We start from the raw sequence: 13,548 nt of genomic DNA, 5'->3' as shown, positions 1-13,548 counted from the left end.
CGAGGACATCAAGATCGAGAAACCGGAAACCTCCGACACCGACGGTCGTTTCGCCTTTGAGTTGCGCACGGACGAAGACTGGGCCACGCAGAACCTGCTGGCGGTCGAAGTTCAGGGCCCGGAAGCGGGCACCGCGCCGCAAAAAGTCGAAGCGAAAATCTGCAAACGCAACGTATTCCCGGGCGCTGGGCAACAAACCGCTCAGGTCGGGCAATGAGGTCTGCTATGCGAAATCCGAAACTCAAAAATCTGTTGGCACCGACGCTGCTGAGCCTGGCGATGTTCGCCGGGGCGACTCAGGCCGCCGCGCCACTGCGTCCACCGCAGGGCTACTTCGCGCCTGTGGATAAATTCAAGACCGGCGACAACAGCGAAGGCTGCGATGCCATGCCGGCGCCGTACACCGGGCCGCTGCAATTTCGCAGCAAATACGAAGGCTCGGACAAGGCACGTTCGACGCTGAATGTGCAGTCGGAAAAAGCCTTTCGCGACACCACCAAAGACATCACCACGCTGGAACGCGGCACCGCCAAACGGGTGATGCAGTTCATGCGCGACGGTCGTCCGGAGCAGCTCGATTGCACGCTGAACTGGCTGACCGCGTGGGCCAAGGCCGATGCTTTGATGTCGAAAGACTTCAACCACACCGGCAAGTCGATGCGCAAATGGGCGCTGGGCAGCATGGCCTCTTCCTACATTCGTCTGAAATTCTCCGACTCGCATCCGCTGGCCCAGCATCAGCAGGAAGCGCAGGTGATCGAAGCGTGGTTCAGCAAAATGGCCGATCAGGTGGTCAGTGATTGGGACAACCTGCCGCTGGAAAAAACCAACAACCATTCCTACTGGGCCGCATGGTCGGTGATGGCGACCTCGGTCGCGACCAACCGCCGCGACCTGTTTGACTGGGCAGTGAAGGAATACAAGGTCGGCGCCAATCAGGTCGATGCGGACGGCTACCTACCGAACGAACTCAAGCGCCAGCAACGCGCCCTCGCCTACCACAACTACGCCCTGCCGCCGCTGGCAATGATCGCCAGTTTCGCTCAGGTCAACGGGGTCGATTTGCGCCAGGAAAACAACGGTGCGCTGAAGCGTCTCGGTGATCGGGTGTTGTCGGGGGTGAAAGATCCGGATGAATTCGAGAAGAAGAACGGCAAAGAGCAGGACATGACCGACTTGAAAGAGGACATGAAATTCGCCTGGCTCGAACCGTTCTGCACCCTCTACACCTGTGCGCCGGATGTCATCGAGAAGAAGCGCGGCATGCAGCCGTTCAAGACCTTCCGTCTCGGCGGCGACCTAACCAAGGTCTACGACCCGTCCCATGAAAAGGGCAACAAAGGCTCGTAAGACCGATGCAATCCCCTGTGGGAGCGGGCTTGCTCGCGAAAGCGGTGTGTCAGACGACATACGTTTTGAATGTAGACCGCATTCGCGAGCAAGCCCGCTCCCACAGTGAAGTGATGTGGCCCTCTGGAATTTGACGGGGGGTTTGGGGGGGCTTTGGCCCTTGACTGTTGGTTCAAACATGGAGAGATCGGGATGGTATTTTCATCCAACGTGTTCCTGTTTCTGTTCTTGCCGATCTTTCTCGGCTTGTACTACTTGAGCGGGCAACGCTATCGCAATTTGCTGCTGCTGATCGCCAGCTACGTGTTCTATGCCTGGTGGCGTGTGGACTTCCTCGCGCTGTTCGCCGCCGTCACATTGTGGAACTACTGGATCGGCCTCAAAGTCGGTGCCGCCGGTGTCAGAACCAAACCGGCGCAGCGCTGGCTGTTGCTCGGTGTCGCAGTCGATTTGTGCATCCTCGGCTACTTCAAGTACGCCAACTTCGGCGTCGATAGCATCAACGCGATGATGACGTCGGTCGGTCTGTCGCCGTTCATCCTCACCCACGTACTGCTGCCGATCGGTATCTCGTTCTACATTTTCGAGTCGATCAGCTACATCATCGACGTGTATCGCGGCGACACCCCGGCCACGCGCAACCTGATCGACTTCGCCGCCTTCGTAGCGATCTTCCCGCACTTGATTGCCGGCCCGGTGTTGCGTTTCCGCGACCTCGCCGACCAGTTCAACAACCGCACGCACACCCTCGATAAATTCTCCGAGGGCTGCACGCGGTTCATGCAGGGTTTCATCAAGAAAGTCTTCATCGCCGACACCCTCGCGGTGGTCGCCGACCATTGCTTCGCCCTGCAAAACCCGACCACCGGGGATGCCTGGCTCGGCGCACTGGCCTACACCGCGCAGCTGTATTTCGACTTCTCCGGTTACAGCGACATGGCGATTGGTCTGGGCCTGATGATGGGTTTCCGCTTCATGGAAAACTTCAAACAGCCGTACATCAGCCAGTCGATTACCGAGTTCTGGCGTCGCTGGCACATCAGCCTGTCGACCTGGCTGCGTGACTACCTGTACATCACCCTCGGCGGTAACCGTAAAGGCACGCTGATGACCTATCGCAACCTGTTCCTGACCATGCTCCTCGGTGGTCTGTGGCACGGCGCGAACATCACTTACATCGTCTGGGGCGCCTGGCACGGCATGTGGCTGGCGATTGAAAAAGCGCTGGGCCTGAACACTTCGCCACGCAGCCTCAACCCGATCCGCTGGGCGCTGACCTTCCTGCTGGTGGTCATGGGCTGGGTGATCTTCCGCGCCGAGAACCTGCACGTTGCCGGGCGCATGTACGGCGCGATGTTCAGCTTTGGCGACTGGTCGCTGTCGGAACTCAATCAGGCCAGCCTCACCGGTCTGCAAGTGGCGACTCTGGTTGTGGCGTACGTGACGCTGGCGTTCTTCGGCCTGCGCGATCTGTACACCAACCAGCCACCGGCCAAGAGCAAACCTGAAGTCAACGTCGAGGCCAACGGCCCTGCCACGGCGACTCCGGGAATGATCAAAGCCGCACCCGGTGAAAACCCGGCGAGCATCCATGAGCCTGGCTACACCGTCGGCGTCGAAGCCCAGGTGCAACCGGCCTACTGGAGCGCGGACTGGTCGCGCTATGTGATGCGCGGCCTGATCCTGCTGCTGTTCATCGCCTCGATTCTCAAACTCTCGGCGCAAAGCTTCTCGCCGTTCCTTTACTTCCAGTTCTGAGGGATCTGACATGACCCGCTCATTACGCATCTTCTACATCGCCCTGTTCCTGGTGACCCTGTTGGTCTTGGGTCTGTGGTCGGTTCGCAGCTTCTTCGGCTTCAGCACCAATGCCGAGGCAACGGTGCTCAACGGCCGCTGGACCAAGGCTGTGGAAACCCATTACGACGATGAATTTCCGATCAAGCGTCTGGGCACCAACCTCTGGGCCGCGCTGGATTTCAAACTGTTCAACGAAGGTCGTCCGGGCGTGGGGCGCGGTCGCGATCAGTGGTGGGACAGCGATGAGGAATTCAACCCGATCGTCAACGAAGAGCTGAACCTGCAAGGCAACTACGCGCTGGTCGAAGGCGTACGCCAGACCCTCAAAGAGAAAGGCGTGAAACTGGTGATGGCGATCGTGCCGGCCAAGGTTCGTCTGTACCCGGAGCATCTGGGTGAAGTGAAACCGGCGAGCATTCACGAAAATCTCTATCAGGATTTCCATGCTCGTGTAGCCGCCGACAAGATCCTCGCCCCTGACCTGCTCAAGCCGTTCCAGCAGGCCAAGCAAAGTGGTCAGCAAGTGTTCCTGCGCACCGATACGCACTGGACGCCTGAGGGCGCCGAGGTTGCAGCAAACACGTTGGCGAAAACCATCGCCGACAAGTTCCCGCTCAGCGGCGAGCCTCAGCGCTTCGTCACCACGCCAGCGGAGAAGGTCACGCACAAGGGCGATCTGCGTCTGTTCCTGCCGCTCGATCCGCTGTTTGAAAACCTGATGCCGGCGCAAGAGCCGCTGCAAAAGCGCAACACCGTCGCGGCTGGCGATCAGCCTGCCGGTGACGACGCGCTGTTCGCCAGCAATGAAGTGCCGGTGGCACTGGTCGGCACCAGCTACAGCGCCAACCCCAACTGGAACTTCGTCGGTGCCCTGAAACAAGCGCTGCACAGCGACGTGGTGAGCTACGCCGAAGACGGCCACGGCCCGATCCTGCCGATGCTCAGCTACCTGAAAAGCGATGACTTCAAGAACAGCCCGCCACAGGTGCTGATCTGGGAGTTTCCTGAACGATATCTGCCTGTGAACAACGAAATCGGCGACGCCGACCCGCAGTGGGTCGCAGAGCTTAAACAAGCCGGCGCGCGCCAACAAAACGTAGCAATCAACACTAAATCCGAGACGCCCGATCGGGCGCAAAACTGAAAGAGAGGTACACCATGACTTTCACTACTACTCCTCGTCGTCTCGCAAAACGCATTGCACTGGTTGCAGGTCTGAGCGTGCTGTCGGTTCAGGCTTTCGCCGGTGGTGACGCCGCACTTTATGGCCCGACTGCACCGAAAGGCTCGTCCTTTGTGCGTGTCTACAACGCCAGCAACGCTGAAGTCAGCGCCACCGTCGGCAGCACCAACCTGAGCGACGTTGCGCCACTGGCCAGCAGCGACTTCAGCTTCATGCCGGGCGGTGATTACAGCGCCAAAGTCGGCAGCCAGACCCTGCCGGTTAAACTCGCCGGTGACCACTACTACACCCTGGTCAACAACGCTTCCGGCGCGCCGCAACTGATTGAAGAGCCGCCGTTCAAGAACAAGCAGAAATCCCTGGTACGCGTGCAGAACCTCAGCGACAAGCCGCTGACCCTGAAGACCGCTGACGGCAAGACCGACGTGGTGCCGAACGTGGCCGCCAAGGGCCGTGGCGAACGTGAAATCAACCCGGTGAAAGTCAGCCTGGCGCTGTACGAAGGTGACAAGAAAGTCGGCGACGTAAAACCGGTCGCCCTGGAGCGCGGTGAAGCGGCGGTGCTGTACGTCACCGGCAGCGGCAGCAGCCTGTCGCCAGTCTGGGTAAAACGCCCGGTATCGACTCGCTAACAAATTTCCCGAACTGACTCGCTCCCTTGTAGGAGCACGGCTTGCCGGCGAAGGCGTCCTCGAAATCGCCTTCGCTGGCAAGCCAGGCTCCTACAGGGATCGCAGCGACAGTTCGGATACGAAACAAAAACAAGAGTGAAACGACACAGCGTTCGTGCCTCTAACCAATCGATTTTATGGAGTAAACAATATGATTCCGGTGATCTTGTCAGGTGGTAGCGGTTCACGTCTTTGGCCGCTTTCGCGTAAGCAGTTCCCTAAGCAATTCCTCGCCCTGACCGGCGAACACACATTGTTCCAGCAGACCCTCGAACGCTTGGTGTTCGAAGGCATGGACACCCCGATCGTGGTCTGCAACAAGGATCACCGCTTCATCGTCAACGAGCAGTTGAGCAATCGCAATCTGGAATGCCAGCGCATCCTGATGGAACCGTTCGGCCGCAACACCGCGCCGGCCGTGGCGTTGACCGCGATGATGCTGGTCAATGAAGGTCGCGACGAACTGATGCTGGTGCTGCCCGCTGACCACGTCCTCGAAGACCAGAAAGCCCTGCAACGCGCCCTCGCCCTCGCCACCGTCGCCGCTGAAAACGGCGAAATGGTGCTGTTCGGCGTGCCGGCGACCAAACCGGAAACCGGTTACGGCTACATCAAATCCACTGCGGATTCGCTGCTGCCCGAAGGCGTCAGCCGCGTCTCGCACTTCGTCGAAAAACCTGACGTCAAACGCGCTACCGAGTACGTGCAGTCCGGCGGTTACTACTGGAACAGCGGCATGTTCCTGTTCCGCGCCAGCCGCTTCCTCGAAGAGCTGAAAAAGCACGATCCGGACATCTACGACACCTGCCTGCTGACCCTTGAGCGCAGCGAGCAGGATGCCGACACCGTGACACTGGACGAAGCCACCTTCGCCTGCTGCCCGGACAATTCCATCGACTACTCCGTGATGGAAAAAACCCAGCGCGCCTGCGTGGTGCCGCTGACCGCCGGCTGGAGCGATGTCGGTTGCTGGTCGTCGCTGTGGGAAGTCAATGAGAAAGACGCCAACGGCAACGTCACCAAAGGCGACGTGGTCATCCAGGACAGCAAGAACTGCATGATCCATGGCAACGGCAAACTGGTGTCGGTGATCGGTCTGGAAAACATCGTCGTGGTCGAAACCAAAGACGCCATGATGATTGCCCACAAAGACAAGGTTCAGGGCGTCAAGCAAATGGTCAACACGCTCAACGAGCAGGGTCGCAGCGAAACCCAGAACCACTGCGAGGTTTATCGTCCGTGGGGTTCGTATGACTCGGTGGACATGGGCGGGCGTTTCCAGGTCAAGCACATTTCGGTGAAACCGGGTGCATGCCTGTCGCTGCAGATGCACCACCACCGCGCCGAACACTGGATCGTGGTCAGCGGCACCGCCGAAGTGACCTGCGATGAAAACGTGTTCCTACTCTGCGAAAACCAGTCGACCTACATCCCGATCGCCTCGGTGCATCGCCTGCGCAACCCGGGCAAGATCCCGCTGGAAATCATCGAAGTCCAGTCGGGCTCGTACCTGGGCGAAGACGACATCGAACGCTTCGAAGACATCTACGGCCGCTCCACCCCGATCGAACGCGGCGTGTCGGTGAAAACCATCGCGCAGTAACTGATCGGCAAAACAAGAAGCCCTCGTCCAGCCCGTTGCGTTCCCTATCCGCAGCGGGTTGGGCGGGGGCTTTTTTATTCCCAGACAGCCCCTCTATTCATGATGCGCCGCAGCAACCGTGGCGCGTTTGCCACGCTTGTTGGCCACCTTCAAAGGATCCTCGGCCATCAGCGCCATCGATATATTCGGTGGCGCCGCCGAACCGAATTCGGCGGCGAACAACTGCATCGAGAGCGAACCGGGCGCTGCGCTAGACTGTGCGGAGGTTTCGCCGATTTGGTGGTTAAAGCCTGTGAAAGCGGCCATCTCCGGTAACTTGCTCAACAGTGATGAGGTGTTGCTGGCAACCGGCACATTCGTTGGCAACACGTGCTGAGTGCTGCGCTGCCGGCTCTGCATCTGTGCTTGCGCATCGTAGACTTCGAGCACCCGCCCGCCGGTTTCCAGAACACTGCCAACGGCGCCGATCAGCGGATGCTTGGCATAGGAAAGGGTTTTGCCAATCACTTGCGCGCCCTGAGCAATCTTGTCGCGGGTTTCTGATGACACCTGTGGCAAGACTCGGGAAGGTTGCTGCATTCGCAAAGCCGCACTGCCTGAGGCTTGGGTGGGCAGTGAAACCTGGCCGTCCTGATCACGATAAAACAGCGGATTGTTGCGCATGGCCCGGTAGCGATTCGGTCCGTCGACTTCCTCGCCGGGGTCGGGGTTGATCCAACGCTGCAGCCAACCGGCGTAATAGCGGAGGCCGAAATAATGCAGCTCGGTGGCGTCTTTTTCTTTGCCTGCATAGCCGGTTTTTTTGTCGCTGATATCGCCGTCCTGCCACGCGGTTGCGCCGAAGGGATAGAACACTTGACGGTTGATGATTTGTCCGTTGGCATCCAGTTCCATGCCGATCGAACCGACATGATCGGTACAGCCATAGCGGTAGCAATCCGGCTCGCCATCCCGATGCAATACCCGCACGCTGTTGAGTCCAGTTGATACGGTGAGCACCTGCAACTGCTGGTTGTGACCGCTGTGGCTGCGCAGTTCCAGTCCGGGCAGGTAGCGGGTCTCGGCGATCACTGCGCGCGCAGGGGTCTGCCATTCAGTGATTTTGCGCACGCGCAAACCGGCGCCGTCATACAGGTAAGACTCGCGATCATCGAGCCCACTCTCGCGGGTAATGGGCGCGACGCGACTGAGCTGATTGCTCAGGCTCCACTGCAGATTTCGCCCGGGCTCCAGCGCCCGCAGGTTGCCGTTGCCATCGAAGGCGGCAGCGATGTCGGCTTCCGTGGGGGCCGTACCGTTGCGCCAGGACAGGCAACGATTGCTGTAGCGAGCGGCGCTGAGTTGATGACCCTGAGCTTGTCCGCCGACATGGCTCAATTGCAGGAGATTACCGCTGGCGTCATAACGGAAGGTCTGCCGATAGTTGCCGATCGCTGCCGGATCCGCCTGGCCGCTCGCGCCGGGGCCCCGCTGAGTAACGAGCGACTCCCAGCCAGTGGCTTCGATTAACTGGTAAAGACTGTCGTAGCGAAAATGCCTGATCGGCTCGATGCGCTGGTTGGCGAAATAGCGCACGGGGAGTGCCTTGTCTTCAATGCTCAGTACATTGCCCATCGGGTCGTACTGATAAAGCCAATGCTGCAACACCAGGCCAACAGTGCTCTTGGTCAGACGTTCGAGCAGTCGACCGTCCTGTGGCCGATAAAGCAACGTCGTGCTGACACCGTTGCCCGCCATTTCGTATTCAACCTGGCCTTCAGCGTTGTAGCGGATATCGCTGACCAACAGCTGCGCGCTGGATTGATGCTTCAACTGCAAAGCAGCGCCACGCAAACGGCCATCCACGGCCATCTCGAACGTTTGTCGATGACCCTTGGCATCAATGAGTTCGTGCAGCGTCCCTTGTGGGGTAAAGCGCCATTGCGTGGTCGCACCAGGCCCCGGTTCGAGCAATCGCAGACAATCATCCAGCAAGGGTGGCCAGTTCGGCGCAACAGAATCCTGGGTGAAGTGGCGGGTGTTTTCAGTGCTTTGACCGCTGATCGCGAACTGTGTGAACAGCACGCAACCAGCGGGATCGAAGTGCTGGATCAGCTCGCCGAACTGATTGCATTGCGCATCGCCCTCCCCCGGCCGGCCGTACTCCAAGCGTTCGACACAGCGTCGGGGCTCGGCCACCGCCTCTTCGAACTTCGCCGTCGGGCGCAGACGCTGATCGTATTCATTCTCGTGCCGCGTGCCACGACTGTCCCAAGTGGACAACACTTGATTGCCCAGACCACGCAGTTTGATATGCACACCGGCATCGGTGCTGTCGGAACGCAGCACTTCGCCATTCAATGCATGCACCGAAGTCAGGTTGGCAGGCGTCAACGGATCCGTTGCTTGCAGCGCGCACAGTCGCGGATCCCATTGTTTGACGGCATGCCCGGCGACGTCGAGGGCCGTACGGTGGATACGCGTTTCAGCAGGCCGGTTTTCATCGTCGCGCCAGTAATCCACGTTGCGAATCTGCAGTCCGCGTGGATCATTCACCTCAAGCATCGATGTATGACTGTGGATGCCCATGGGTTTCGACCACGTCCTTGGTGCCTGCGGTTATCACAGCAGGCAAGGTGCCGCGTGCCTACTGTCAGAAATTACAGTCCCGACCAACGGCGCAATCGACTGTTCTACGAATATCCATTGCGCCGGCCCTTCGGTAGGATGGTGCTCACGAACTCAAGGAGCGCTCCCCCATGTTCATCGGCATTTTGCTGGTCATCACCTGGCTGATCCTGTTGCTGCGCTATCCGGCCAAAGCCTTGCCGGTGTCAGTGGCAGCCGCTATCGGCCTCGGTCTGGTAGCGATGTGGGTGGTGTGGCTGGACAACCGCGAGATCAAGCAACTGGCGCGCCTCGAGTTGCGCATCAGCTACGCGCCGGAGCAATGCCCGGCCGATCGCCCGCTGCAACTGAAGATGAACAACGGCAACAGTGTGCCGCTGACCGAGCTGCGCTGGCGCATTGCAGCCTACGCGCCGGGTGACACGGTCAACCTGGCCGACAACCAATACACCGCGCCGCGCTACCGTGGCCCCGGCGAATTGCAGGCCGGTTCGACATGGGAAGACTGTTTGCCATTGCCGCCACTGCGTCCCGGTTATCGCCCGCAAACTCTGGAGTTCCGCGCCGAGCATTTGCAGGGTAGTTTCTCCGACTGATCCCCCTTCCCAACTTTTTTGCACAAGGAATGCGCCATGCCCGTTGCGTTGATTACCGGTTGTTCCAGCGGCATCGGCCGCGCGCTTGCCGATGCGTTTAAAACGGCGGGCTATGAGGTCTGGGCCAGTGCGCGCAAGGCTGACGATGTCGCAGCATTGAGTGCGGCCGGTTTTACCGCCGTGCAACTGGATGTCAACGACGGCGCGGCGCTGGCGCAACTCGGCGAGCGAATCAGTCAGGAGCATGGCGGCCTCGACGTGCTGATCAACAACGCCGGTTATGGCGCGATGGGGCCGTTGCTCGACGGCGGTGTGCCGGCGATGCAACGGCAGTTCGAAACCAATGTGTTTTCCATAGTCGGCGTTACCCGCGCGTTGTTTCCGGTGCTGCGGCGGGGCAAGGGACTGGTGGTGAATATTGGCAGCGTGTCAGGGGTTTTGGTCACGCCGTTTGCAGGTGCTTACTGCGCCTCGAAAGCGGCGGTGCACGCGTTGACCGATGCATTGCGCATGGAGTTGGCACCGTTCGGCATTCGTGTGATGGAAGTGCAGCCGGGGGCGATTCAGTCGAGCTTCGCCAAGAATGCCGGGCATGAGGCCGAGCAATTGATCAATGAACAATCGCCGTGGTTTCCGTTGCGTGAAGGCATTCGCGCGCGGGCCAAGGCTTCGCAGGACAAGCCGACGCCGGCGAGTGAGTTTGCGGCTGAACTGCTCAAGGCTGTGCAGCAGAGCAAACCGCCACGGCTAATCCGGATTGGCAATGGGAGCCGGGCGTTGCCGCTGTTGGCGGCGTTGTTGCCGAAGGGGTTGCTGGAGTCGGTGTTGATGAAGCGGTTCGGGTTGCGGGGGCAGCTCTAAGACCGGGTTGACGCCATCGCGGGCAAGCCCGCTCCCACAGGAGAATGCATTCCAAATGTGGGAGCGGGCTTGCTCGCGAAGAGGCCAGACCCTACACCGAAAATCCTCAGCCCCAACCCTTCATGAAATCAATAAACGCCCGCACCTTCAGCGGCAAATGCCGGGTATCCGGATACAACGCATACACCCCTTGCTGAGCAAAACGATAATCCGCCAACAACCGTTGTAACCGTCCCGCTTCCAAATCCTCCTGAATCAACCATTGCGGCAAAATCGCCACACCCTGCCCGGTCAACGCAAAGGCCCTGAGCGTCGCCGAGTTGTCCGCAACAATCGCCGTGGTACCCGGTTTCGGCTGGTAGAAATGTTCAGCACCGTGCGGATCAGTCACCGTCATCTCCGGCACCCGCCCATGCCCTAACGTCGGCATCGACTCCAGCACCGCCAGCGTATCAACCGGTGCAAAACGCTCGACCAATCCCGGCGCTGCCACCGCAAACACCTCAAACGTCGACAACTGCACCGCTCGCAGATTGGAGTCATGCACGCGCCCCAAACGGATCGCCATATCAAACCGTTCAGAGATCAGATCGGCATGCGTCGAAGACGTCGACAGGTGAATATTCAACTGCGGTTGCTGCTGCCGAAACACCTCCAGCGCCGGCACCACTTGCGCCAGCGCGAACTCCACCGTCGTGGTAATCCGCAACGTGCCCTTGAGCTGTGAGTGCTCCGAGCGCGCTTCCTCAATGGCCAGTCGCGCTTCGTCCAACGTACGCAGACAGCGTCGATAAAAACGCTCGCCGGCGTCGGTCAGCGCCAGTTGCCGGGTGTTGCGCGTGAGCAAGGTCACGCCCAATTCCTCTTCCAGCCGCTTGAGATTGAAGCTCACCACCGCGCGAGTCTGGCCCAATGTGTCAGCGGCTGCGGTCAACGAACCGGCCTCGACCACGGCTTTGAAGGTGTCGAATCGATCCAGACTGACCATGTCCACGGCGCTCCTTGTCAAAATAATTTTGACAAACTAGCAGCCAAACCAGCGTTTTCCTATCACCAGAAGCGCCCTACCCTGCACGTCTCATCACAGGGAAGCTGCCATGGCTTATCGCTTGAAAGTCGCGCTGGTGTATTTGTTGGGGTTCGCCCTCGACTTGCTGAACATGTTCGTCGCCAGCATTGCCTACCCCGACATCGCCCAACAATTGCACGCCTCGGTGACGCAACTGGCGTGGATCACCAACGCCTACATGCTCGGGCTGACGCTGATCATTCCGCTGAGCGTGTGGCTGGCGGCACGGATCGGCGAACGACGGCTGATTCTCGCCTCGCTGCTGTTGTTCGGGATTGGCTCGGCGCTGGTGGCGCAAGCGGCATCGATCGAAAGCTTGATTGGCTGGCGCCTGCTGCAAGGGCTCGGTGGCGGGTTGTTGCTGCCGGTCGGTCAGGCGTTGGCGTATCGACAGTTTCCGCCATCGCAGCGCGCGCATTTCACCGGCGTGGTGTTGCTGGTAGCGCTGATGGTGCCGGCACTGTCGCCGGCGGCGGGCGGATTGATTGTTCAGGCGTTGTCGTGGCGGTGGATTTTCTACCTGAATTTACCGGTGACGCTGCTCGCGTTTGGCCTGGGTCTGTTCTGGCTGAAAGCCGATCAGCCTTCGAGTGAACGCCCGACGCTGGATGCGCGCGGCTTGCTATTGGCGGCGACTGCGCTGAGTTTGTTGTTGATCGCCGTCAGCATGCTGAGCGAAACAGACACCCGCATCCTCGGTCTTTTCGTCCTCGCGCTCAGCGTCCTGACCCTGTGCATTTATCTGCGTGACGGCTGGCGTAAACCCAACGCCATTCTCGATCTGCAACTGATCAAGAATCCGTCTTTGCGCCTGGCGATGCTGATCTACCTGTGCGTGCCCGGTGTCTTCACCGGCACCCACATGATCGCCGTGTTGTACCTGCACATCCTTGGCTTAGGCGCAGCGCAGACCGGCGCGTTGATGCTGCCGTGGGCGCTGGGTTCGGGCGTGGCGATCATGCTCGGTAAACGCATCTTCAACCGCCTCGGCCCCAAGCCGTTGCTGAGTGCCGGCATGCTTTTGCAATGCCTCGGTATCGTTTTGCTGATGCGCATCGAACAACCCGCCAGCACACCGCTGATCATCGCCTACGCCCTGATGGGCCTCGGCGGCAGCCTGTGCAGCGTCACAGCGCAGACCTTGGCATTTGTCGGCATCACGCCAGAAAAAATGGGCCATTCCAGTGCGCTGTGGAATATCAATCGTCAGCTTGGTTTTTGCCTCGGCGCGGCGTTGCTCAGTTCCTTGTTGGGGGCTTTGGGTGGTGAGGGTTTTCGTTACTGCTTCCTCGCTGCCGCGCTGCTCACGTTGCTGCCGATGGTCAGCGTGCTGCGCTTCGACTCAACCACCGTGCTCGCCCTGCTGGCGCCTAATCCCCTGAAGGAAAAATCCATATGACCGACTACAGCGAATACTTTGAAGAAGTGATTCAGGCACATGAGGCCATCGAACGATGGTTTGCCGTGGAGGGAGACGACGCTGAACTGGAGCGACTGCTAGCGCGGTTTTCGCCTGAGTTCTCCATGATTTCGCCGCTGGGCCGGATGCTGAATTTCGAGGCGTTGAGCGGATTGTTTCGAATGGCTGGAGGTAAGAAACCCGGGTTCAGAATTGAGCTCAGCGAACTGCACGGGATTGCTCTGCACGAATGCGGCGCAACGGTGAGTTACCGCGAGGAGCAAACCGATACAAGCGGGTCGCATACGGATCGGCGCTCGACCGTGGTGTTCGAAAAACACCAATCCGGGCGGGTGGTCTGGCGGCATTTGCAGGAGACGATTTGCCAAGGCTGATGCGACAGTTTGGT

Annotated in this window: 12 protein-coding genes; 10 read left to right on the top strand and 2 right to left on the bottom strand. The window is 59.6% G+C overall.

Translation table 11 applies throughout. The features are described 5' to 3' along the window. From ACIP1X_RS09715 to ACIP1X_RS09690, 6 genes are all read left to right on the top strand, one after another. Positions 1-217: alginate biosynthesis protein AlgX (locus tag ACIP1X_RS09715; RefSeq protein ID WP_400751483.1), on the top strand; the 217-nt coding region annotated here is incomplete at its 5' end. An 8-nt stretch (positions 218-225) separates the two neighbouring features. Then, entirely contained in the window at positions 226-1,350 is a 1,125-nt protein-coding gene (locus tag ACIP1X_RS09710; protein ID WP_400751480.1) for a mannuronate-specific alginate lyase, read from the top strand. Between the two features lie 192 nt (positions 1,351-1,542). Next, entirely contained in the window at positions 1,543-3,108 is a 1,566-nt protein-coding gene (locus ACIP1X_RS09705) for an MBOAT family protein (RefSeq protein WP_053117293.1), read from the top strand. Positions 3,109-3,118: 10 nt separating this feature from the next. Continuing rightward, a complete protein-coding gene (locus ACIP1X_RS09700) occupies positions 3,119-4,294 on the top strand; it encodes an alginate O-acetyltransferase (RefSeq protein WP_400751477.1) in 1,176 nt (391 codons plus the stop codon). A 14-nt stretch (positions 4,295-4,308) separates the two neighbouring features. Further along, positions 4,309-4,965, top strand: coding sequence for an alginate O-acetyltransferase AlgF (locus tag ACIP1X_RS09695; RefSeq protein WP_105705573.1), 657 nt, complete (start codon positions 4,309-4,311; stop codon positions 4,963-4,965). A gap of 190 nt (positions 4,966-5,155) precedes the next feature. Next, positions 5,156-6,607, top strand: a complete 1,452-nt coding sequence (locus ACIP1X_RS09690; protein WP_159812211.1) for a mannose-1-phosphate guanylyltransferase/mannose-6-phosphate isomerase — start codon at positions 5,156-5,158, stop codon at positions 6,605-6,607. Positions 6,608-6,700: 93 nt separating this feature from the next. Here the strand turns inward: ACIP1X_RS09690 and ACIP1X_RS09685 are convergent, their stop codons facing one another. Continuing rightward, positions 6,701-9,175, bottom strand: a complete 2,475-nt coding sequence (locus ACIP1X_RS09685; protein ID WP_400751474.1) for an RHS repeat domain-containing protein — start codon at positions 9,173-9,175, stop codon at positions 6,701-6,703. 170 nt (positions 9,176-9,345) lie between these two features. Here ACIP1X_RS09685 and ACIP1X_RS09680 point away from each other — a divergent pair, with 170 nt between their 5' ends. After that, positions 9,346-9,810 (top strand): hypothetical protein, encoded by a 465-nt coding sequence (locus ACIP1X_RS09680; RefSeq protein WP_053117285.1) that lies wholly within the window; start codon positions 9,346-9,348, stop codon positions 9,808-9,810. Between the two features lie 36 nt (positions 9,811-9,846). Further along, a complete protein-coding gene (locus ACIP1X_RS09675; RefSeq protein ID WP_400751471.1) occupies positions 9,847-10,671 on the top strand; it encodes an SDR family oxidoreductase in 825 nt (274 codons plus the stop codon). A gap of 106 nt (positions 10,672-10,777) precedes the next feature. Here ACIP1X_RS09675 and ACIP1X_RS09670 read toward each other — a convergent pair whose 3' ends face one another. Next, on the bottom strand, positions 10,778-11,659 hold the full coding sequence (locus ACIP1X_RS09670) for a LysR substrate-binding domain-containing protein (protein ID WP_400751468.1): 882 nt from the start codon (positions 11,657-11,659) through the stop codon (positions 10,778-10,780). Between the two features lie 109 nt (positions 11,660-11,768). Here ACIP1X_RS09670 and ACIP1X_RS09665 point away from each other — a divergent pair, with 109 nt between their 5' ends. Both ACIP1X_RS09665 and ACIP1X_RS09660 read left to right on the top strand, forming a co-directional pair. Then, positions 11,769-13,139 carry a DHA2 family efflux MFS transporter permease subunit gene (locus ACIP1X_RS09665; RefSeq protein ID WP_400751465.1) on the top strand — a complete coding sequence of 457 codons (1,371 nt, stop codon included), beginning with the start codon at positions 11,769-11,771 and terminating at the stop codon, positions 13,137-13,139. Beyond that, the gene (locus tag ACIP1X_RS09660) at positions 13,136-13,534 is read left to right on the top strand and encodes a DUF4440 domain-containing protein (RefSeq protein WP_400751463.1); all 399 of its coding nucleotides are present in this window, start codon (positions 13,136-13,138) and stop codon (positions 13,532-13,534) included. Before ACIP1X_RS09665 ends, ACIP1X_RS09660 begins: the two co-directional genes overlap by 4 nt. Positions 13,535-13,548: the final 14 nt, after the last annotated feature.

Origin of the sequence: Pseudomonas sp. NPDC088885 (genome assembly GCF_044750025.1) — a bacterium.
Classification (GTDB): Bacteria; Pseudomonadota; Gammaproteobacteria; order Pseudomonadales; family Pseudomonadaceae; genus Aquipseudomonas; species Aquipseudomonas rustica.
Note: the sequence above shows the minus strand (reverse complement) of the source record. Positions and strands in the feature narration are given on the sequence as shown.

Excerpts from the sequence above, each read along its gene's own strand:
- ACIP1X_RS09685 (WP_400751474.1), bottom strand. The coding sequence starts at position 9,175 with ATGGGCATCCACAGTCATACATCGATGCTTGAGGTGAATGATCCACGC.
- ACIP1X_RS09670 (WP_400751468.1), bottom strand. The coding sequence starts at position 11,659 with ATGGTCAGTCTGGATCGATTCGACACCTTCAAAGCCGTGGTCGAGGCC.
- ACIP1X_RS09700 (WP_400751477.1), top strand. The coding sequence starts at position 3,119 with ATGACCCGCTCATTACGCATCTTCTACATCGCCCTGTTCCTGGTGACC.
- ACIP1X_RS09680 (WP_053117285.1), top strand. The coding sequence starts at position 9,346 with ATGTTCATCGGCATTTTGCTGGTCATCACCTGGCTGATCCTGTTGCTG.
- ACIP1X_RS09675 (WP_400751471.1), top strand. The coding sequence starts at position 9,847 with ATGCCCGTTGCGTTGATTACCGGTTGTTCCAGCGGCATCGGCCGCGCG.
- ACIP1X_RS09710 (WP_400751480.1), top strand. The coding sequence starts at position 226 with ATGCGAAATCCGAAACTCAAAAATCTGTTGGCACCGACGCTGCTGAGC.
- ACIP1X_RS09660 (WP_400751463.1), top strand. The coding sequence starts at position 13,136 with ATGACCGACTACAGCGAATACTTTGAAGAAGTGATTCAGGCACATGAG.
- ACIP1X_RS09690 (WP_159812211.1), top strand. The coding sequence starts at position 5,156 with ATGATTCCGGTGATCTTGTCAGGTGGTAGCGGTTCACGTCTTTGGCCG.
- ACIP1X_RS09695 (WP_105705573.1), top strand. The coding sequence starts at position 4,309 with ATGACTTTCACTACTACTCCTCGTCGTCTCGCAAAACGCATTGCACTG.
- ACIP1X_RS09705 (WP_053117293.1), top strand. The coding sequence starts at position 1,543 with ATGGTATTTTCATCCAACGTGTTCCTGTTTCTGTTCTTGCCGATCTTT.
- ACIP1X_RS09665 (WP_400751465.1), top strand. The coding sequence starts at position 11,769 with ATGGCTTATCGCTTGAAAGTCGCGCTGGTGTATTTGTTGGGGTTCGCC.